This is a genomic window from Ruegeria lacuscaerulensis, from assembly GCF_013034685.1.
Lineage (GTDB): Bacteria > Pseudomonadota > Alphaproteobacteria > Rhodobacterales > Rhodobacteraceae > Ruegeria > Ruegeria lacuscaerulensis_B.
In genome coordinates this window covers 308,903-329,643 of the sequence record NZ_WQGO01000001.1, presented here as the reverse complement: position 1 = coordinate 329,643, position 20,741 = coordinate 308,903, and the positions used below count along the sequence as shown (strand labels likewise).

Genomic DNA, 20,741 nt, shown 5'->3' with positions numbered 1-20,741 from the left:
ATGCGCCCGGTGCTTCATGGCGATGTCAGTGCCGCCGCGCGGGTGCTGTTACGGGTTGACCCGCTGGACCGGGACCGCCTGTGCCAACGTATGATCCAAGAAGCAGAACTGGCCGATGCCTATGTCGGCCAGACCGGGTGTATGCATCCGCTGTTTGGAAATGGTTCTCTGATGGCGGCGGCGCGCAACAGGAAGCTGGCGGATGAGCCCAGCTTTGACGATATGCGCTATTGTCAGTGCTTTGAACTGGTGCTCCGTCACCTGATCGACACTCGGATCAACCAGACGCGCAACTGACGCATTTGCTGGCCGCCAGGTCCAAATTCAGGCGGCCAGCGGGGATATCCTCTCCACAACCCTCGCAAAACCCGTATTCCCAGTCCTCCATACGCTGCAATGCGGATTGCAACCTGCGCATTTCCAGATTCCTGTTTGCTTGCTGCGCCTTGGCCATGGCCTGATTTTGCAAAGCGTCCATTCGGCTCAGGCGACCGACGGCTTGCTGGTCCAGCTCGACAACCGCTTGCGCGTCCTGTCCAGCGGCTGAATCCTCCGCTAGTTCTTCCAACCGCGCTCGAATTTTGGCTTCGAATTCTGCCAGTTGCGATGCATTCATTTTCGTTGCCTTGCAGATCACGGGTTTGCGTTTGGCGTTTTTGCCACTAAATGGCATTCTAGGCGCAGCAAAGGATGAAAAGCCATGTTGGAAAAGCGCAGTCTTGTGACCCCCGTCGACCCCGTCTGGGACCGCATCACGACCGAGGCCGAAGCGGCCGTTGAAAATGAGCCCCTGATGGGCGGGCTGGTGCATGCCTGTATCCTGCATCACCGCAGTCTTGAGCGCGCGTTGTCGTATCGCGTAGCGGCAAAGCTGTGCTCGAACGAGATGTCGATGATGGTGCTGCGCGAGATTGTGGACGAAGCCTATGCCGACGATCCGTCGTTGATCGAGGCGGCTCGCGCTGACCTTATGGCGGTCTACGAACGCGATCCAGCCTGCCACCGCCTGCTGCAGCCGATCCTGTACTTCAAAGGTTATCAGGCGATGCAGGCCTACCGTGTGGCGCATTGGCTGTGGCAGAAGAAACGCTACGATCTGGCCTATTTCTTCCAGATGCGCTCGTCCGAGATTTTCGGGATCGACATTCACCCCGCCGCGAAAATCGGCAAAGGGATCATGATCGACCATGCCCATTCCATAGTGATTGGCGAAACTGCTGTGGTGGGGGACAATGTCTCGATGCTGCATTCAGTGACGCTGGGCGGGACCGGTAAGGAAGAAGAGCAGCGTCATCCCAAGATTGGCAACGGTGTTCTGATCGGGGCCGGGGCCAAGGTTCTGGGCAATATCGAAGTGGGTCATTGCAGCCGGATCGCTGCGGGCTCGGTTGTGCTACAGGAAGTGCCCGCGTGCAAAACAGTGGCGGGTATTCCGGCCAAGATCGTGGGCGAAGCAGGGTGCGATCAGCCCTCGATCTCGATGGATCACATGCTGGGAAAGGACCAGTAAGTGAGTATTAGTTCGAGCGGTTGTTCTTTTCGTTCAACCGCTTGAGCCGCCGTTCTTCCCGCCGTTTCTTACGCTCTTCAATTCGTTTGGAACGTTCTGCTTCCCATTTGGCAACCGCGCTTTTTGAATTGTATTTCGAGTTTTCGCCGGGATAGCTATTGGGCTTGGCATAGGCGTCGGCGGGTGCAATCGCAGCCAGCATCAGCAAAACCAATCCTGTTCGAGTAATTCGCGTGAAGGTCATGGGGCACCTGTGCATTCGTTTCTGATCTGCACTCAATTTGGTGTGCTGCGCAGAACCTAGCAACAGTCGGGCAGATCACGCTTGCTCACATCCCGTCAGGGCACCAAAAAGCCGCGCCGGAAAATCGGGCGCGGCTGTTTTGTGTTATTAGATGTTAGGCCAGCATAACCATCGGGTTTTCAAGGTTTTCCACGATAGCTTGCAGCAGTTCTGCCCCAAGCGCACCATCGATAACCCGATGATCGACGGACATGGTGACGGACATTACGGTTGCTGCGGTCAGTTCTCCATCATCGCCTACAACCGGTTTCTTGACACCGGTGCCCACAGCCAGAATTCCAGCGTGCGGCGGGTTCACGATAGCGTCGAAATTGTCGATGCCAAACATGCCCAGATTCGAGATCGCAAAGGTACCGCCCTGATATTCATGCGGTGCCAGTTTGCGTTCACGCGCGCGCCCGGCTAGGTCCTTCATCTCGGTCGACAAAGCAGACAGCGACTTGGTGTCGGCATCCTGCAGAACCGGGGTGAACAGACCGCCCTCGATCGCGACAGCGACGGCCACGTCCGATGGCTTCAGCTGCAGCACCCGATCACCGGCCCAAACCGCGTTACAGGCTGGAACCTGTTGCAGCGCGTTGGCGACAGCTTTGATGATGAAGTCGTTGACGCTGAGCTTCACGCCACGGCCTTCCAGCTGCTTGTTCAACTGGCTGCGGAACTTGAGCAGCGCGTCCAGTTTGATATCGCGGCGCAGGTAGAAATGCGGGATGGTCTGCTTGGCCTCGGACAGGCGCGCGGCGATGGTCTTGCGCATGCCGTCGAGCTTGATTTCCTCGTAGTCGCGACCCTCGTACATCTTGGCAACTGCGTCTGCCGAGGGGCCAGCCGGTGCCGCCGCCGCCGGAGCCGCTGCTGCAGGTGCGGGCGCTGCCGCTGGGGCCGTCGCTGTTGCGCCTTCCACATCTGCTTTGACGATACGTCCATGCGGACCCGAACCGGTGATCTGCGCCAGATCAAGGCCCTTTTGCGCGGCAATCCGGCGGGCCAGAGGCGAGGCAAAGATACGACCGCCATCGGCCTTGACCGGAGTAGCCGGGGCAGGGGCGGGCGCCTCGGACGCCGCAGGGGCGGCCTCGTTACCCGCAGCGCCTGCCGGGGCAGCCGCGGGGGCTGCTGCGGGTGTTGCGCAGATATCATCGGCGCTTTCACCATCTTCCAGCAGGATCGCGATGGCCGTGTTGACCTTCACGCCTTCGGAGCCTTCCGGGATCAGGATCTTGCCAATGGTACCTTCATCAACGGCCTCGAATTCCATCGTGGCCTTGTCGGTTTCAATCTCCGCCAGCAGGTCGCCAGACGAGACGGTGTCGCCCTCTTTGACCAGCCATTTGGCAAGCGTGCCTTCTTCCATGGTCGGCGACAGGGCGGGCATCAGAATTTCTGTGGGCATCTGTGTCGCTCCTTACCGGTAGGTCACTTGTTTGACGGCGGCGATCACCTCATCGGTGGTGATCAGGGCCAGCTTTTCGAGGTTCGCGGCATAGGGCATCGGAACATCCTTGCCGGTGCAATTGATGACCGGCGCGTCCAGATAGTCGAAAGCCTCTTGCATCACCACCGAACTGATATAACTGCCGACCGAACCTTGCGGCCAGCCTTCTTCGACAGTCACCAGACGGTTGGTTTTCATCACCGAGTTGATGATCGCGCCGGTGTCCATCGGGCGGATGGTGCGCAGGTCGATGACTTCGGCGCTGATACCTTCCTCGGCCAGCTTGTCAGCGGCTTCCAGTGCGTATTGCATGCCGATGCCAAAGCTGACGATCGTCACGTCTGTGCCTTCGCGCCAAATGCGTGCTTTGCCCAACGGCACAGTCAGGTCATCCACCTGCGGCACGTCGAAGGACCGCCCGTAGAGGATTTCGTTTTCCAGGAAGATCACCGGATTGGGGTCGCGGATCGCCGATTTCAGCAGGCCTTTGGCGTCGGCCGCGGAGTAAGGCATGACGACTTTTAGACCGGGGATTTGCATATACCACGCCGCGTAATCCTGGCTGTGCTGCGCGGCCACGCGGGCAGCGGCACCGTTGGGGCCACGGAACACGATGGGACAGCCCATTTGACCGCCGGACATATAGAGCGTCTTGGCGGCGGAGTTGATGATCTGGTCAATCGCCTGCATGGCGAAGTTGAAGGTCATGAACTCAACGATGGGTTTCAGACCGCCAAAGGCAGAACCCACTGCGATACCGGCGAAACCATGCTCGGTGATAGGGGTGTCGATCACGCGTTTGCTGCCGAATTCGTCCAGCAGACCTTGGCTGATTTTATACGCACCTTGATATTCGGCGACTTCCTCGCCCATCAGATAGACGTCTTCGTCACCGCGCATTTCCTCGGCCATCGCGTCGCGCAGGGCTTCGCGGACGGTTTCCGATTTCATCTCGGCGTCTGCAGGCCAGTCGGGCGACAGGTCTATCACGGGCGCAGCAGGGGCAGAAGCGGGGGCCTCAACCGCCGCAGGGGCGGCCTCGGTTACCGCTGCGGCTGCGGGCGCAGCCGCGGGCAGGGCGGAAGCGTCTTCGCCTTCTTCCACAAGGACCGCGATAGGCGTGTTGACCTTGACGCCTTCGGTGCCTTCAGCGATCAGGATCTTGCCGACGATACCTTCATCGACCGCCTCAAACTCCATCGTGGCCTTGTCGGTTTCGATCTCGGCCATGATATCGCCGGATGATACAGTGTCGCCTTCTTTGACCAGCCATTTGGCCAGCGTGCCCTCTTCCATTGTGGGCGAAAGGGCGGGCATGAGAATTTCGGTTGCCATGTCTTAGTCGTCCTCTCAGGCGTAGATATCTGTCCAGAGCTCTTCCACGGAAGGCTCGGGGCTTTCTTTCGAGAATTCGGCGGCCTGGTTGACGATCTCTTTGATCTCTTTGTCGATCGCCTTCAGGTCATCTTCGCTCGCGTGTTTACCGGTCAGCAGCAGCTCACGCACATGTTCGATCGGGTCGCTTTGTTCGCGGACCTTCTGAACCTCTTCGCGGGTGCGGTATTTGGCCGGGTCGGACATCGAGTGGCCGCGGTAGCGGTAGGTTTTGACCTCAAGGATATATGGGCCTTTACCCGCGCGGCAGTGGGCGACGGCTTTTTCACCGGCAGCTTTGACTGCAAGCACATCCATGCCGTTCACGATCTCGCCGGGGATGCCGAAAGCCTCGCCACGATGGTAGATATCTTTGGTTGAGGTCGAGCGTGCCTGTGATGTTCCCATTGCGTATTGGTTGTTCTCGATCACGAAAACCACGGGAAGGTCCCACAGGGCCGCCATGTTAAACGTCTCGTAAACCTGACCCTGGTTCGCAGCACCATCGCCAAAATAGGTAAAGGTGACGCCGCCGTTTTCTTTATACTTATCTGCAAACGCCAGACCTGCACCCAATGGAACCTGCGCGCCAACGATGCCGTGGCCGCCATAGAAATGCTTCTCTTTCGAGAACATGTGCATCGAGCCACCCTTGCCCTTGGACAGGCCGCCAATACGTCCGGTCAGTTCGGCCATCACGCCGCCCGGATCCATGCCGCAGGCCAGCATGTGGCCATGGTCGCGGTAAGAGGTAATTCGCTTGTCACCCTCTTTCGCTGCGGCCTCGAGACCCACAACAACGGCTTCCTGACCGATATAGAGGTGGCAGAAGCCGCCAATCAGGCCCATTCCATAAAGCTGGCCGGCCTTCTCCTCGAATCGGCGGATCAGCAGCATTTCCCGGTAATATGTGGTGAGTTCTTCAGCAGAAACATTTGGCTTCTTTGTGGTTTTTCGCGCAGCCATATTGGCGATCTCCCCCTCTCGGCAAGATAGTTTAGCGTTAAACTATTTCATAAAGCATTTCCGATGCTCTGGCGAGGGAAAATATGCGGCGACACTGACCCTGCAAGCACGGGTATCAAAGGGTGCGACGTCAGAGATTTTTCGTCGAAAAATCTTGGTCGGGCTTAGCGGATAACAATTTCGTCCGAGCGGATCATGCCCAGTACCGAGCGTGCCTGTTGATCCAGCAGATCCAGATCCAGATAAGTGTCCGAGAGGCGACGGGTTAGGTTCTCCATCTGGGCGATCTTGGCTTCCAGCTTTTCCAGATCGCGCGACAGGGCGTCCCGTTCCGCTGCAATCTCGACCCGTCGGAACAGGCCATAGCCCCCCTGCACGGCAGCGAAGGTGAAATAAACACCCAGCATAAATGCCACCATGAAGAAAACGACTGCGCCCAAACCGGGCCGATTGGAACGGGACACTCTGTTTACCGCCGTATGAAACGCCTCAACAACGGGCCCTTTTCGGACCTCTGAAAGCACTATGTCACAGGTGATTCGGGTTGTGAATCCCCTGATTCGCAAAAAAGTGTCAGGGGCCGTGAATTTTATTACTCTAGCGCGGCGACGCCCGGCAGGGTCTTGCCTTCCATCCACTCCAAAAACGCGCCGCCTGCGGTCGAGATATACGAGAAATCCTTGGCCGCGCCGGATGCGTTCAGCGCCGCAACCGTGTCGCCGCCGCCGGCGACGGACACCAACTGGCCCGAGCGGGTCAAAGCGGCGGCTTTCAAGGCTGCGGCGTTGGTGGCAGCGTCAAAGGGCTCGATCTCAAATGCGCCCAGCGGGCCGTTCCAAATCAGCGTTTTGCTTTCTGCGAAGATCTGGGAAATTGCGGCAAAACTGTCAGGGCCGGCGTCTAGGATCATGCCGTCATTGGTGCATTGATCCACGGGCAGAACCTGATGTGGGGCACCTGCCTCGAACTTGTCGGCCACAACGACATCCGTTGGCAGAACGATCTTGCAGCCCGAGTTTTCCGCTTTGGCCATGATTTCGGCTGCGGTGTCCTTCATGGCGGTTTCCGCAAGCGACTTGCCGACATTCAGGCCTTTGGCAACGAGGAAAGTGTTGGCCATTCCGCCGCCGATGATCAGATAGTCCACTTTTTCGATCAGATTGCCCAGCAGCTCCAGCTTGGTGGACACTTTGGCTCCGCCCACAACCGCCGTCACCGGGCGTTTTGGCGCGCCCAGAGCGCCCTCAAGGGCCTCGAGCTCGGCTTGCATCAGGCGACCGGCGCAGGCGGGCAGAAGGCGGGCAATGGCCTCGGTCGAACTGTGTGCGCGGTGCGCGGCCGAGAAAGCGTCGTTGCAATAGACTTCGCCGAGTTTGGCCATTCCAGCGGCCAGATCAGCGTCATTCTTGGTTTCAGCAGCGTGGAAACGGGTGTTTTCCAGCAACAGAACCTGGCCGGGCTGCAGCTGCTCTGCAGCCAGCTCGGCCTCGGTGCCGACGCAATCTGCGGCAAACAGCACATCTGCGCCAAAGGCAGTGGTCAGGGTGGGGATTAGCTGTTTCAGCGACAGGTTCTCGCGTCGTTCGCCACCCGGACGGCCGAAATGCGCCAGTAGGATCGGCTTGCCGCCTGCCGCAAGGATATCGCGCACGGTGGGCACGATGCGCTGAATGCGGGTGGCGTCGGTCACAACACCGTCAACGACCGGCACGTTGATATCGACGCGCACCAGCACGCGTTTGCCGTTCAGGTCCATATCGTCCAGTGTTTTCCAGCCCATCACTCTGTCCTTGTCGTTACAACCGATTTAAGCGGTTCTTTTCCTGCATTTTGCCCTCAGGTCAATGCGTCACTTGGCATTCACGCCCATGCCGCATAGGTATTTGCGCAAGATAAACGACAGGAGGGCCACATGGCCGAGATCAAGGATCCCGAAAACACCATCATCATCGAGCTGAAAGACGGCAATGTCGTCATCGAACTGCTGCCTGAAGTGGCCCCTCAGCACTCGGCCCGGATGAAAGAACTGGCCCGTGGTGGCGAGTACGACAACGTGGCCTTCCACCGTGTGATCGACGGCTTCATGGCGCAGACCGGCGATGTGCAGCACGGCGACATGGAAGACGGGTTCAACATCCGTATGGCGGGTACAGGCGGCTCGTCGCTGCCGAACGTTCCGGCAGAGTTCTCGAAACTGCCACACGACCGGGGCACGCTGGGCGCGGCACGCTCGCAGAATCCGGATTCGGCCAATTCGCAGTTCTTCATCAACTTCAAGGACAATCACTTCCTGAACGGCCAATACACCGTCTACGGTCGAGTCATCGAAGGGATGGAACATGTCGATGCCATAACTCGTGGTGAGCCGCCGATGAGCCCTGACCGCATGATCAGCGTCAAGGTGGCCGCCGATGTATAAGCTGGCCGCTGCTTTTGCCTTGCTGGCTAGCCCTGTGCTTGCCACAGGCCTTGAGATTGAGATCGAGGGCGAGGGTGCCAATGGCACCGTGACTGTCGATCTGTTTGACGATCTGGCCCCGAAACATGTGGAACAGATCAGCACTCTGGCTGCCGAAGGCAAGTATGACGGGGTGGTCTTTCACCGCGTGATCGAAGGCTTCATGGCGCAGACCGGGGATGTAGAGCATGGCCGTCTGGGCAGTGACCTGCGCCGTGCGGGCACCGGCGGGTCGGATCGCCCGGATCTGCCTGCCGAGTTCTCGGACTATAACTATGACCGGGGTGTTGTGGGCATGGCGCGGGCGCAAGACCCCAACAGTGCAAACTCGCAGTTCTTTATCATGTTTGCGCCCGGTCCGTTCCTGAACGGTCAGTATACGGTTGTGGGTCAAGTGACCGGCGGTATGGACGTGGTGGACTCGATCAAGCGCGGCGACGGTCCCAACGGCGCGGTGATCGGCCAGCCGGATGTGATGAAAAAAGTCACTGTAACGGAATAATTAAAAAGCCCCGATGCGCTGCATCGGGGCTTTTTGCTTCAGTCGTCACCCATTGCTTTCCAGATCAGCGCCCCGATTGCGGCCCCAATCAGCGGTGCGACCCAGAACAGCCAAAGCTGCGCCATCGCAGGACCGTCTGCAAAGAGGGCAACGCCGGTCGAGCGCGCTGGGTTTACCGATGTATTCGTCACGGGGATCGAGATCAGGTGGATCAGCGTCAGGCCCAGGCCAATGGCGATCGGCGCAAAGCCTTCGGGTGCAAAATTCGATGTCGCACCAAGGATGATGATCAGAAAAAACGCGGTCATCACGATCTCGATCACCAGCGCGGATAGCATCGAATAGCCTTCCGGTGAGGCCTCACCATACCCGTTTGAGGCAAACCCGCCTGCGCCTTCAAACCCCGGCGCGCCGCTGACGATCAGATATAACACAGCCGCTGCCGCAACCGCGCCTATCACCTGCGCGATCCAGTAGGGAATCAGATCCTTGGCGTCAAACCGTCCGCCGATCATCAGACCAAGGCTGACCGCCGGATTGAAATGCCCGCCCGAGATGTGACCGACCGCATAGGCCATGGTCAGAACCGTCAGGCCAAAGGCGAATGAAACGCCCAGCCAGCCGATACCCACATCGGCCACTCCGGCTGCCAATACCGCACTGCCGCACCCGCCCAGCACCAGCCAGAACGTGCCGAAAAACTCGGCCAGAAGTTTTGATGACATGAAAAGCCCTCCGAAAATCAATAGGCTTAGCGTAATTCAAAAATTCATTTTTGTTAAATGTTTAGGTCATTCCCAGTCTGCCGGGTTCAGTTGGAACAGCTTTGAAAGCTGGTCGTAGACCTCGGGCGCGTCGGCTTTCAGGGCTTTGGGCCGCTCGAAAAAGACCTCGACAGAGACGGCAAAGAATTCCTCGTGTCCGGTGGCGCCATAGGGGTCGATGACCGTGGGGCGGCCATGTTCCACGGCGTGAACATGGGTGTCATAGGCGGTTAGAAAAACCCGTTCCCATTCTGCGAAACTCTGCCCGTCGCTCAGGATCGGGACGCCGTTGGTGCCGCCGGACAGATCATCGACCTGATGCGCGAATTCGTGCAATACGACGTTTTGCCCGTCGCGATCGTCCAACGCGCCTTGCTGGCTGTGCCGCCACGACAGGATGACCGGGCCGCGATCCCAGCTTTCGCCGGTGCGCACGATCTCTTTCTCGCTGATCACATAGCCGTCTTGCCTGCGCTGACGCGACTTGAAGGCGTTGGGATAGATCAGAATGGTGGTCAGGTTGTCGTACCAGATGTCACGGTTGACCAGCAGCAAAGAGGCCTGCGCAGCAATGGCTAGCTTCATCTCCTCGGTGACGTCCAGTCCGTCGCAGCCGTGGAATTGTACCTGATCCAGGAATAGGTTGATTTTGCCATCCAGCTTGTCCCGCAGACCGACGGGCAGGCGGCGCAACAGCGGAACCTGTGCGTCGATGATCCGACGCTGATGCTTGGTCAGAGGAGCTGCCAAAAGCGCATTGCGTGCTTGGGTTTTGGACCAATGACGATAGGCGAAAAAGCCAACGATCAGCAAAAGAACCGAGAAAAAGATCAACATTTGCAAAGACTACAAGGGACAACGGGGGCGTGAAACCAAAAACGCCGCAGGTTTCCCTGCGGCGTTGATAGAATTGATTGCGTGTCGGCTTTACTGCTTGACTTCAGCAGCCGGGTTCGCACCGCCTTTGCCGCCGCGACCGGGGTTCAGCGGGTCGTCCTGACGCTGCACCGAACCTTCGAAATGCGCGCCGCTTTCGATAGCGATGGTCTTGTGAATGATGTCGCCTTCGACCCGTGCGGTCGACGTCAGACGGACTTTCAGACCACGCACCCGGCCTACGATACGGCCATTGATCACCACGTCATCGGCAGTCACTTCGCCCTTGATGGTGGCGGTTTCGCCAATAGTCAGCAGATGGGCGCGGATGTCGCCTTCGACCGTGCCTTCGACCTGGATATCGCCCGAGGTTTTCAGGTTGCCGGTGATGTGTAGGTCCGCAGACAGAACCGACGCCGGAGGCTTGGGCTTGGGTGCAGTGCTGGCCTTGGTTTCAGACGGGGCAGGTGCCGCCGGTGTGGCCGGAGCCGCAGGCTTTGCCGCCTCGGACGCATTGGATGCGGGCTCGTTGATTTTGCTCTTAGAAAACATTTCTCGCAGCCTTAATGTAAGTCATTGGGTTAACAGGTTTTCCGTTCACGCGCACCTCATAGTGAAGATGCGTGCCGGTCGACCGTCCGGTGCTACCCATATCAGCAATATGATCCCCGCGCGAGACCCTTTGACCAACCTTTACACGTATCTTGGTGTTATGAGCGTAAAGTGTCTCAATTCCGAAGGCGTGCTTGATTTTCACCAGCCGTCCGAACCCGGACTGCCAGCCAGCATGGGTGACCACACCATCGGCGGTCGCAAAGATATCCGTCCCGTGCGCACCAGCGAAGTCTGCACCGTTGTGCATGCGCCGGCCACCGGTTTTGGGGTCCCGGCGGGTGCCGAAGCCACTGGTGTAACGCACAACCGCATTCACGGGGCTGGCAAACGGCGCCTTCTCGGCAGCGATACGGTACAGGTTCAGCTGGTCCATCTGCTGTAGCAGAGTGTTGGCGCGGATTTCGTCGGGGGTCAGTTCCTCACCGCGCGTGCTGAAGGATATGGGGGTCAGGGGGCCACCCATGCCGCTGTAACCACGCCGCACTTCTTCGATGATGCGGTCTGTGGGCATTCCTGCCTGACGGAACATCTTGTCGAGTGGTTCGACCGAGATGACCATTGCCTCTTCCAGTTGACGGAAAATCTCGTCACTGCGTTCCTGCATGAGCCGGATTTCCAGCTCAAGATCGTCACGTTCTTCCAGCGCATCCTTGGCATCAGCTGCGATCTGGTCCCGTTCCAGCGCCGTACGGGCCAGCGCTTGGGTCATGAAATCCATCTGGGCGGGGTCGCTTGCGCTGGCCATATAGGCCGCATCCGCGCCGCCTTCCTGCTTGAGCTGAGCCAGTTCCAGACGCGCGTCTTCGCGCTGTTTCATCGTCGCGCGCAGGGTGGTCTGAATGACCTCAATGCCCGTTTCCAGCTCGCGGCGGCGGTTTTCCGAAGCTAGCAATTCGGATTGCATAGCCGAAATCTGCTGAAGCGCCGCGTTGAACCGGTCCTGCGCCAACAACGCCTCGGCGGCGCGCATGTCACGTTCCGCTGACAGGACGTTTAGACGTTCTTGGTAGGTCGCCTGATCCCGTTTCGCCTGATCGCGGAAATTGCCCGATCCGATACTGTCCATCAACAGGATCGCGGTTGCCACGGCGGTCCAGCCGACGATCAGCGCGACCCCAGCAACAGCTGCCACCTGCGTCTCGGAGCTGAGACGGATGAACCGTGTATCATTGTCGGATTTCAGAAATACCCGGCGTTCTGGTAGGTGCCGCTCGAGCAGTGAATGTAGTTTAATTGCCAGACGTGTTCGCACGCGTCTTCCCTCTGTCCATCCCCAATTCGGGACCGGTTGTGAGTTGTCTCCGTCCCTTGGGCCAAGTGCATAGAGGGGACGTGCGATTTGGGCAAGTTTGTTAACCAGTTCACACAACGAACCGGTTTTTTCCCGCCCATTTTAGGCGGGAAGTTGCCGATAACGTCAACTTGTGCAGGTTTAACGCGCTTGACCGGGCGCAGGTAGGTCCTCGGTCAGGGGCCAGTAGAAATCGGGGGGCAATCCGGCCTCGGCGCGTTTTTCTTCGTTGAAGGGTGGTTTCAGCACACCGTGGAAGTAGCGCCGCACCAAGGAGTGGAACACATCCTTGGGGTCGGCATTCTCGCGCCCGCAAAGGAAATGGAACCATTTCGAGCCATAGGCCACATGTCCTACCTCTTCGGCATAGATCACCTCGAGTGTGGCAATGGCGTGCTCATCCTTAGCTTTGCGGAAGATGCCGATCATGCCCGGTGTGACATCCAGCCCGCGCGCCTCGAGCACCATGGGGACGACGGCCAGACGGCCCATCAGGTCCTCGGCGGTGTCTTCAGCGGCGCGCCACATCCCGGCATGGGCAGGCAGGGCACCATAGTGGCTGCCCATGCGTTCCAAACAATCACAGACCATCTCGAAATGGCGCGATTCTTCTTTGGCGCATTTCACCCAGTCGTCATAGAATCCGATGGGCATGGGGACATGCCCGAAACGTGCGATGATGTCCCAATGAAGATCCACTGCGTTCAGTTCGATATGGGCAACCGCATGCAACAATGCGATCCGGCCCGCCTCGGTGCCGGGTTTGCGCTTGGGCACCTCGCGCGGGGACAGAAGCTCGGGCTTATCTGGGCGCGCGGGGGACAAAGGCGGAGACGCCGCGCCGATTTCAATCGCGGGCGCATCCCCGCCGCGGGCGGCGAACCATTCGGCGGCATAGCGTTTGGACAGCGCGGTTTTTGCGTGTCCATCCGCGGTCGTCAGAACTTCGGTCGCCATCTGGGTCAGGGTTTTAGACACCGTTTTTCTCCGCTTGATCGGACTGCGTCATAGACCGGATGGCGACCGCAAGAAAAGGGGTCAGAGGTCGCGGACGGCCTCAAGCACCTCATCCACATGGCCGGGTACTTTGACCTTGCGCCAGACCTTGGCGACCTTGCCCTCGGCGTCGATCAAAAAAGTGGATCGTTCGATCCCCATCGACTTGCGCCCATACATGTTCTTTTCAACCCACACGCCATAATCCTCACATACGGTCGAGCTTTCGTCGGACAAAAGTGGCGTGGTCAAGCTGTGTTTGGCGACGAATTTGTCGTGCTTGGCCACGCTGTCGCGCGAAATGCCGAAAACGTGAGCGCCCGCATCCGCAAAGGCCTGAAGTTGTTCCGAGAAACCGATGGATTCCTTGGTGCAGCCCGGCGTATCATCGCGGGGGTAAAAGAACAAAACGACGGCACCGCCGCGCAGGTCTGACAACGTGACCTCGCCACCGCCGTCGCGAGGCAAAGTGAAATCAGGGGCGATGTCTGTAACGTCGGGCATTGGAAACTCCGCTAAAGGTTTTTAAGTGCTGCCCGTGATCATAGGGCGGTGCGAGCGGGTTGAAAGGCGTGGATAGCAATTTGGTGCAGCACGACGACAAAAGTGCAGACCAGAGCAAGACACCCCGGCGTCGCAGGTCGCGCCGTCGGCTGGTTGCCTATGTGACCCTTGGCTTTACGTTGATGCTTGGCGCGCTGGCTGTCGCCGGTTGGTTCTTTCTGATCGGTCACCAGTTACACGCGCCCCAATGGATGCGCACGCAGGCTGAAAAACGGCTGGATCAGACGCTGGGCGGGCTGAAAGTTCGGTTCGGTGATGCGACGTTTTTCGTGAATGAACAATGGCTTCCGCGGCTAAGGTTACGTGACGTGACGATCAGTGACGCGGCGGGTCAGCAGATCGCGCAGGTCGGCGACTTGCGGACGCGCCTGTCTATGCGCGGCCTGTTGCGTGGCCAGATCCGCCCGCGTCGCATCATCCTGCAAGATGCCCAGATAGCCCTGACGCGCAACAAGGACGGGGCGTTGTCGCTGACGGTCGGGTCCGGCAGCTCTCCGGTGCAGCAGGCCCCGACGCTAGCTGAACTGATCGAGGAATCGGATGATGTGTTTCTGTCGCCAATCCTGTCGGGTCTGCGGTCGGTCGAGTTGCAATCGCTGACGCTGGACTACCAGGATTTGCGACTGGGTAGGGCCTGGGTTTTCGATGGCGGCCACATTACCGTCACACGCGACGGTGACGAAATGCGCCTTGCCACCGGCTTTTCGGTTCTGACCGGGCGGGACTATGCCAGCTCGATCGAGGCCAATTATACCAGTCTTCTGGGTAGTCCTCAGGCAAGTTTCGGATTTTCGATCACCGATTTACCTTCCGAGGATATTGCTGGGCAAAGCCTTGCGCTAGCCTGGCTGCAAGTGCTCAAAGCGCCGATTTCAGGGTCCTTGCGGGGCAGCATCGACGATCAAGCCGCGCTGGGCCCGCTGTTTGCCACCCTGAACCTTGGCGCAGGGGCCGTTCAGCCTACGCCCGAGACAAAACCCATTCGCTTCGAGTCTGCCCGGACGTATTTCACCTATGACCCAAGCCAGCAGGTGCTGGATTTTAACGAGGCGTCCGTGGTCTCGGACCTTGGAGCCATTCAGGCGGAGGGCAAGGCGTTTCTGCAAGGCATCGAAGACGGTGCGTTGGAAAGCCTGACCGCTCAGTTGCAGCTCAACAGCATCGACATCTATCCCGGCGGCCTGTTTCCGGAATCGTTGGAATCCGCACGGGCCGAACTGGATTTCCAGATGAAACTTTTGCCGTTCGAATTGCGTTTGGGACAACTGACCTTGACGGATGCCGATCACACATTGCGGGCCTCGGGGCGCTTACTTGGGCGACCCGACGGGTGGGTCGCGTCTCTGGATGCGCATCTGGATACGATGACCTCGGACCGGCTTTTGAACTACTGGCCCGAGATTTTGGCCCCCAAACCCCGCCTATGGGTGTCTGAAAACCTGTATGAGGGTGATTTCGCGGACATCGAATTCTCGCTTCGGGTCCGTCCCGAAACCAAACCTGATCTCTATCTGGGTTTCGGGTTCGACAACGCGAAGATCAGATTTGCCAAGACCCTGCCGCCCATTCAGGACGCACAAGGCCGGGTAAGCCTCCTGGAAAACCGCTTCACCGCCTCGGCCGAAAGCGGGGTGGTAATGGCCCCCGAAGGGGGCGCGGTCGATGCGTCGGGGACGTCCTTCATCATCCCCGATACGTCGATCAAAAAGGACTCGCCTGCGATTGCCCGGATCAAAGCCAAGGGCAAGGCGACTGCTGCGCTGTCACTTCTGGACCTGCCGCCGCTGGAATTGCTAAGCAAGGCCAATTTGCCCGTTGATTTAGCAGCGGGTGATGTCAGCCTGTCGGGCACGCTGTCCCTGCCGTTGATAAAAGGGCTGAAATTCGAAGATACCGAGTTTCATTTCACCGGTGACATCGACAATGTAAAAAGCGACCGGCTGGTTCCTGGTTTTACGGTCAGTGCCGACCGATTGACATTGTCTGGCGATCAAACTGCTGTCGAAATTGGCGGCTATGGTCTGTTTGGCGACGTGCCCATGCACGCAACATGGCGCCAACCCATCGGTGGCACCGAGCCGCAACGCAGTCTGCTGTCGGGCGAGATTGAACTGTCCCCGCGACTGATGACCGAATTGAAGGCGGGCCTGCCTCAGGGGATGCTGACCGGGCAGGGTACAGCCGATATCAATCTGGGAATTGGAGCGGGTGAACCGATCGCGCTGACGGCGACTTCGGATCTGGTCGGTGTCGCGCTGTCGATCCCTGAGTTGGGTTGGCGCAAGGGGCGGCAAGCCCAGGGAAGAATGACGCTCGACGCGACGTTGGGCGATCAACTGAGGGTCAATTCGCTGAAACTGGATGCGGCAGGGCTGCGCAGCACCGCGTCGATCTCATTCCGCGACGATGGTGAATTCGACAAGGTCGAGTTCAGCTCGTTCGATTTGGGCAATTGGCTTGCCGTCCCGGCCGAGTTGGTCAGCCGTGGCGCTTCGGTGCCTGATATTCGGGTGCAAGGCGGGGTGGTCAATCTGGGTGGCGCCACCTTTGGCGGCGGTAGCAGCGGCAGCGGGGGGACCGGGAACGGGCCGAATCTGGATGTGGTTCTGGATCGGTTGCAAGTGACGGAAAGTATAGCACTGACTGGTTTCAAGGGCGATTTCCGTACCACGGGCGGTGTCACGGGCGGCTTCACTGCGCGGATCAACGGCAGTGCCCCGGTACGCGGGACGATCACTCCACGCGGTGCACGCAGCGCGGTCGAGTTGATCTCGGATGATGCAGGCGAGGCGCTTCGCGCTGCCGGGGTAATCACACAGGCGCGGGGCGGCACACTGACCATGACGCTGGAGCCGGTCGGCAACGGCAGTGACTATGACGCCAACTTGAAAATCTCGAACACGCGGATCACCGATGCGCCCGCCATGGCGGCCCTGCTGAACGCAATCAGCCTGGTCGGGTTGATTGACGAAATGGCCGGGCAGGGGATCTTTTTTGCGACAATTGAAAGCCGAATGCGCATCACACCGACCGAGATCAAGGTCCTCAGCGGCAGCGCGGTTGGTCCTTCAATGGGGCTGTCCTTCGATGGAACAGTCGACCTTGCGAATGGGCTGCTGAACCTGCGCGGCGCGATTTCACCAATATACCTGGTCAACGCGGTGGGCAGCCTTTTGACCAAAAAGGGTGAAGGGGTCATCGGGTTCAACTATTCCCTGACCGGTCCGCTCACCGCGCCCAAGGTTGCGGTCAACCCTTTGTCGGGCCTTGCGCCTTTGTTCTTGCGTAATTTGCTTCGACCACCACCGCCAAAAGTGACGGACGGGCCGAATTCTCAGCCGGTCAAGTCGGACAACACGAAAGCAGCCTCTGGGACCCGCGGCGAGGACCGCTAAATTGGGTTGTTGCTGAATCCAGCCGGGCCTTGTAATGCGCCCGCATGAAACTCAGCGATTTTGATTTCCATCTACCCGAAGACCTGATTGCCACGCGGCCCGCGACCCCTCGGTCGTCGGCGCGTTTGCTGGTTGCGCACGGCAATGCCATTTCGGATGCGCATGTGTTCGATCTGCCCGGCTGGTTGCGGGCCGGGGATCGCCTTGTCCTGAACGACACCCGCGTCATTCCCGCCCGACTGAATGGTCGCCGCCACCGCGACAGCGCGCAGGGTCCGGTCTCGGCCGCGATCGAGGCCACCTTGCTGGAACCGCAGGCGGATGGCACGTGGACCGCACTGATCAAACCGTTGAAAAAGGTCAAACCGGGCGAGGATATCCGGTTCTCGGACGACCTCAGCGCGACGCTGGACCGGGTCGAAGAGGGGCAGGCCTATCTAAGGTTCAACCTGACGGGTGAGGATTTTGACGTCGCCCTCGAACAGGCAGGGGCGATGCCTTTGCCGCCCTATATCGCCGCCAAACGTCCTGCAGACGAGCAAGACAAGACCGATTACCAGACCATCTGGGCGCGAAACTCTGGCGCGGTCGCGGCCCCCACGGCGTCATTGCATTTCGACCCCGCTCTGATGCAGGCCATTGAAGCGCGTGGCGTGGAGTTCAGTCATGTCACTTTGCATGTGGGTGCGGGCACTTTCCTGCCCGTCAAGGTCGAGGATGTGACAACCCACAAGATGCACGCGGAATGGGGTCGTGTCAGCGAAGAGGCCGCGCAGCAGATCCGCGCCACCAAGGCTGCCGGAGGCCGCGTGATCCCGGTCGGTACCACCGCATTGCGCCTGATCGAGAGCGCCGCACGCAGCGGAGAAATCGCGCCGTGGGAAGGCGAGACCGACATCTTCATCTATCCCGGTTTCCAGTTCCACGTCACCGATGCGCTGATGACAAACTTTCACCTGCCGAAATCCACCTTGCTGATGCTGGTGTCGGCGCTGATGGGGCAGGATCGGATGCGCGACGTGTATGTCCATGCAATTGAACAGAAATATCGGTTCTTCTCATATGGCGACGCGTCGCTTCTGATCCCTGGGTAGATTAGGTGTCGGGATCAAAACACATGAATGTCGTAGACAGGCAGGACCGACGTCACGTTTCATCTGAAACTACCGGCAAACGTCTGGTCGGCAAAATTCGGAGACCCCAATGATTCAGGTCCTTTCCAGCGCATGGGCGCTTCTTCTTGGCATGGGCCTTTTGATGGTCGGCAACGGCTTGCAAGGGACGATGCTGGGTGTGCGCGGCGAAATCGAGGGGTTCTCGACGCTCGAGATGTCCTTTGTGATGTCGGCCTATTTCGTTGGGTTTCTGGGCGGATCGCGCCTTGCGCCCGAGATGATCCGCCGCGTGGGACATGTGCGGGTCTTTGCGGCGCTGGCCTCGTTCATCTCGGCGGTGATGATCATGTACCCGTTGCTGACCAACGAAATCGCATGGATTTTGGGGCGTATGGTCATCGGCTTCTGCTTTTCCGGTGTGTATGTCACAGCCGAAAGCTGGTTGAACAACGCAGCCGACAATGAAAACCGCGGGCAGGCGCTGTCGCTTTACATGATCGTGCAGATGCTGGGGATCATTACGGCACAAGGCTTGGTGCTGGTGGGGGACCCGTCCGGGTACGAGACGTTTGTGATCGCCTCTATCCTTGTTTCGGTCTCATTTGCGCCGATTCTGTTGTCGATCTCGCCTACGCCTGCCTTCGACACCACCAAACCGATGACCCTGCGTGAATTGATGGGGAACTCGCCGCTGGGCTGTGTCGGCATGTTCCTGTTGGGCGGCGTCTTTTCGGCCCAGTTCGGCATGGCGGCGGTCTATGGCGCACGCGCGGGGCTGACGCTGGTCGAAATCTCGACTTTTGTGGCGGCGTTCTACGTGGGCGCGGTTCTGCTACAATATCCGCTGGGGTGGTTCTCGGACCGAATGGACCGGCGCTTGCTGATCATGCTTGTTGCACTGACAGGGGCCGGTGGTGCAGTGACGGCTATGTTGTTTGGAACGATGTTCCCGGTCCTGTTGGTCTCGGCCTTCGTGATCGGAGGCATGTCGAACCCGCTCTATTCCCTGTTGATCGCCCATGCGAACGATTTTCTGAACAATGAAGATATGGCCGCTGCATCCGGCGGTCTTGTCTTCATCAACGGCATGGGTGCGATTGCAGGTCCGCTGATCACAGGTTGGCTGATGGGAGATGCAATCTTTGGACCGCCGGGTTTTTTCCTGATCATTGCCACGCTGCTGGTCGCTATGGCTCTCTACACCATGTACCGCATGACTCAGCGCGCTGCGATCCCGGTTGACGAGACCGGCACCATGTCGCCGCTGTATCCAACCGCGTCGCCGGTTGCGTTCGAGGTCGCTCAGGAAGTGGCCATCGAAGCGGCCGAGGCCGATCAGGATGCGCAGGAAGTCGCCTAGGACACAGGTTTATGTCGCATATGTTGCAATATGTTACTGTAACAAATCTGTAAATCGTCCTTAAATGACGTTACGTCCCTGGGGAGGCGAACAGACGGAGTATTGGGCAATGGCAGGGCCTGAAGACGTACTGAGTTTTTGGTTGGATGAAGTTGGTCCCAAAGGGTGGTATGAGCAGGATGAGGCGCTTGATGCTGAAATCCGCGAAAAATTCCTGACCACATGGGAACAGGCGTGCGAGGGCAAATTCTCGCTATGGCTGACCTATCCCAGCGGATCATTGGCTTACATCATCCTGATGGATCAATTCCCACGCAATATGTTCCGAGGCAGTGCTAAAGCCTTTGCATCGGACCGCGCCGCTCTGACGGCTGCGAAATGCGCGGTGGACAAGGGTTGGGACCTCAAGATCGACGAACCCGCGCGGCAATTCTTTTATCTACCGATGATGCATTCGGAAAACTTGTGCGATCAGGAACGCTGCGTGCGGTTGATGTGTCAGAACATCAATTCGGACTCCAGCAATCTGCTACACGCGCGGGCCCATCGTGAAGTGATCCGCCAGTTCGGTCGCTTCCCCTATCGGAACGAGGCTTTGTCGCGCCCCATGACCGCGCCCGAAGCCGCCTATGTGGACATGGGTGGCTACGGTGCAACGGTCCGTGAATTGCAGGCCGCGAACTAAGACGAAGGCACACAGCCACGAATGGCAATCACGCGGTCGGCGATTGCGTCGGCCGTCGTGTTTATGGCGGTATTAATTAAGTGATCCGGCGATTCAGTGAGATCGGCGATACGCGCCTGTGACGTTTGCAGCTTGGTTTCAAGCTGGTCAAGCTTGGCCAAGGCCAACGATATTTGTGCGGCGACGGCGCTGTCTGCGACAACCGCCGCCGATTGTAATGACGACAATTCACTGCGCAGGGCGGTCAATTCGCCACGCACTCCCTTCACCTCTTCTTTCAGCGGAGCAACGATTTGAACCTTTTCCGTGAGGGTCGTCGTGACATCGTCAACCGTCGAGGCGAGCTTCCACCCCAGAAACAGGCACAGGGCCACCAGGATCAGGGTCGCGTTCAATAGGGCAAGCAACAGGTCAGTCAGCGTTCTGGCCATGGTCGAAACTTCCAATACAATACAATCAATGAGTGCCGGGCGGGCCCGACATCTATGTTCTAGCCATTGTGTCTTGCGCGGTATAGGCTGAAAACAGCGT

The 20,741-nt window shown here is 58.8% G+C and carries 22 protein-coding genes; 8 read left to right on the top strand and 14 right to left on the bottom strand.

Annotated elements, in window-relative coordinates:
- Entirely contained in the window at positions 1-297 is a 297-nt protein-coding gene (locus GOV80_RS01635; protein ID WP_170782613.1) for a DUF7742 family protein, read from the top strand.
- On the opposite strand, the gene GOV80_RS01630 is transcribed toward GOV80_RS01635, so the two are convergent.
- The gene (locus tag GOV80_RS01630) at positions 278-616 is read right to left on the bottom strand and encodes a TraR/DksA family transcriptional regulator (protein ID WP_170782612.1); all 339 of its coding nucleotides are present in this window, start codon (positions 614-616) and stop codon (positions 278-280) included. The genes GOV80_RS01635 and GOV80_RS01630 overlap by 20 nt on opposite strands.
- 84 nt (positions 617-700) lie before the next feature.
- Between GOV80_RS01630 and cysE the strand changes: the two genes are divergently transcribed.
- Complete coding sequence (gene cysE, locus GOV80_RS01625; RefSeq protein WP_170770542.1) at positions 701-1,510, top strand: serine O-acetyltransferase; 810 nt, start codon at positions 701-703, stop codon at positions 1,508-1,510.
- 7 nt (positions 1,511-1,517) lie between these two features.
- Here the strand turns inward: cysE and GOV80_RS01620 are convergent, their stop codons facing one another.
- The 6 genes from GOV80_RS01620 to GOV80_RS01595 form a co-directional block, all read right to left on the bottom strand.
- The gene (locus tag GOV80_RS01620; protein ID WP_170770544.1) at positions 1,518-1,754 is read right to left on the bottom strand and encodes a hypothetical protein; all 237 of its coding nucleotides are present in this window, start codon (positions 1,752-1,754) and stop codon (positions 1,518-1,520) included.
- Positions 1,755-1,908: 154 nt separating this feature from the next.
- The gene (locus GOV80_RS01615; protein ID WP_170782611.1) at positions 1,909-3,207 is read right to left on the bottom strand and encodes a pyruvate dehydrogenase complex dihydrolipoamide acetyltransferase; all 1,299 of its coding nucleotides are present in this window, start codon (positions 3,205-3,207) and stop codon (positions 1,909-1,911) included.
- 12 nt (positions 3,208-3,219) lie between these two features.
- Positions 3,220-4,584 (bottom strand): pyruvate dehydrogenase complex E1 component subunit beta, encoded by a 1,365-nt coding sequence (locus GOV80_RS01610; RefSeq protein ID WP_170782610.1) that lies wholly within the window; start codon positions 4,582-4,584, stop codon positions 3,220-3,222.
- Positions 4,585-4,599: 15 nt separating this feature from the next.
- On the bottom strand, positions 4,600-5,589 hold the full coding sequence (gene pdhA, locus GOV80_RS01605; RefSeq protein ID WP_170770551.1) for a pyruvate dehydrogenase (acetyl-transferring) E1 component subunit alpha: 990 nt from the start codon (positions 5,587-5,589) through the stop codon (positions 4,600-4,602).
- A gap of 164 nt (positions 5,590-5,753) precedes the next feature.
- Positions 5,754-6,053, bottom strand: coding sequence for a septum formation initiator family protein (locus GOV80_RS01600; protein ID WP_170782609.1), 300 nt, complete (start codon positions 6,051-6,053; stop codon positions 5,754-5,756).
- Between the two features lie 128 nt (positions 6,054-6,181).
- Positions 6,182-7,369 (bottom strand): phosphoglycerate kinase, encoded by a 1,188-nt coding sequence (locus tag GOV80_RS01595; RefSeq protein WP_170782608.1) that lies wholly within the window; start codon positions 7,367-7,369, stop codon positions 6,182-6,184.
- A 132-nt stretch (positions 7,370-7,501) separates the two neighbouring features.
- Here GOV80_RS01595 and GOV80_RS01590 point away from each other — a divergent pair, with 132 nt between their 5' ends.
- Positions 7,502-8,008 carry a peptidylprolyl isomerase gene (locus tag GOV80_RS01590; protein WP_170782607.1) on the top strand — a complete coding sequence of 169 codons (507 nt, stop codon included), beginning with the start codon at positions 7,502-7,504 and terminating at the stop codon, positions 8,006-8,008.
- Positions 8,001-8,549 (top strand): peptidylprolyl isomerase, encoded by a 549-nt coding sequence (locus tag GOV80_RS01585; RefSeq protein ID WP_170782606.1) that lies wholly within the window; start codon positions 8,001-8,003, stop codon positions 8,547-8,549. Before GOV80_RS01590 ends, GOV80_RS01585 begins: the two co-directional genes overlap by 8 nt.
- Positions 8,550-8,587: 38 nt before the next feature.
- On the opposite strand, the gene aqpZ is transcribed toward GOV80_RS01585, so the two are convergent.
- From aqpZ to GOV80_RS01555, 6 genes are all read right to left on the bottom strand, one after another.
- Complete coding sequence (gene aqpZ, locus GOV80_RS01580) at positions 8,588-9,274, bottom strand: aquaporin Z (RefSeq protein ID WP_170770562.1); 687 nt, start codon at positions 9,272-9,274, stop codon at positions 8,588-8,590.
- A 66-nt stretch (positions 9,275-9,340) separates the two neighbouring features.
- Positions 9,341-10,150 carry a M90 family metallopeptidase gene (locus tag GOV80_RS01575; protein WP_170782605.1) on the bottom strand — a complete coding sequence of 270 codons (810 nt, stop codon included), beginning with the start codon at positions 10,148-10,150 and terminating at the stop codon, positions 9,341-9,343.
- Positions 10,151-10,240: 90 nt separating this feature from the next.
- Complete coding sequence (locus GOV80_RS01570; RefSeq protein ID WP_170770566.1) at positions 10,241-10,741, bottom strand: bactofilin family protein; 501 nt, start codon at positions 10,739-10,741, stop codon at positions 10,241-10,243.
- Positions 10,731-12,056, bottom strand: a complete 1,326-nt coding sequence (locus tag GOV80_RS01565; protein WP_170782604.1) for a DUF5930 domain-containing protein — start codon at positions 12,054-12,056, stop codon at positions 10,731-10,733. Before GOV80_RS01565 ends, GOV80_RS01570 begins: the two co-directional genes overlap by 11 nt.
- Before the next feature lie 180 nt (positions 12,057-12,236).
- Positions 12,237-13,052 (bottom strand): ferritin-like domain-containing protein, encoded by an 816-nt coding sequence (locus tag GOV80_RS01560; RefSeq protein ID WP_170782983.1) that lies wholly within the window; start codon positions 13,050-13,052, stop codon positions 12,237-12,239.
- A gap of 81 nt (positions 13,053-13,133) precedes the next feature.
- Complete coding sequence (locus tag GOV80_RS01555) at positions 13,134-13,595, bottom strand: peroxiredoxin (RefSeq protein ID WP_170782603.1); 462 nt, start codon at positions 13,593-13,595, stop codon at positions 13,134-13,136.
- A 68-nt stretch (positions 13,596-13,663) separates the two neighbouring features.
- Here GOV80_RS01555 and GOV80_RS01550 point away from each other — a divergent pair, with 68 nt between their 5' ends.
- The 4 genes from GOV80_RS01550 to GOV80_RS01535 all read left to right on the top strand — a co-directional run bounded on the left by GOV80_RS01550 (position 13,664) and on the right by GOV80_RS01535 (position 20,210).
- A complete protein-coding gene (locus tag GOV80_RS01550; RefSeq protein WP_336510103.1) occupies positions 13,664-17,050 on the top strand; it encodes a YhdP family protein in 3,387 nt (1,128 codons plus the stop codon).
- Positions 17,051-17,094: 44 nt separating this feature from the next.
- Positions 17,095-18,144, top strand: coding sequence for a tRNA preQ1(34) S-adenosylmethionine ribosyltransferase-isomerase QueA (gene queA / locus GOV80_RS01545; protein ID WP_170782601.1), 1,050 nt, complete (start codon positions 17,095-17,097; stop codon positions 18,142-18,144).
- Between the two features lie 109 nt (positions 18,145-18,253).
- Positions 18,254-19,525 (top strand): MFS transporter, encoded by a 1,272-nt coding sequence (locus tag GOV80_RS01540; RefSeq protein WP_170782600.1) that lies wholly within the window; start codon positions 18,254-18,256, stop codon positions 19,523-19,525.
- A 109-nt stretch (positions 19,526-19,634) separates the two neighbouring features.
- Complete coding sequence (locus GOV80_RS01535) at positions 19,635-20,210, top strand: DUF924 family protein (RefSeq protein WP_170782599.1); 576 nt, start codon at positions 19,635-19,637, stop codon at positions 20,208-20,210.
- Here the strand turns inward: GOV80_RS01535 and GOV80_RS01530 are convergent.
- Positions 20,207-20,641, bottom strand: coding sequence for a hypothetical protein (locus tag GOV80_RS01530; RefSeq protein ID WP_170782598.1), 435 nt, complete (start codon positions 20,639-20,641; stop codon positions 20,207-20,209). The genes GOV80_RS01535 and GOV80_RS01530 overlap by 4 nt on opposite strands.
- Positions 20,642-20,741: the final 100 nt, after the last annotated feature.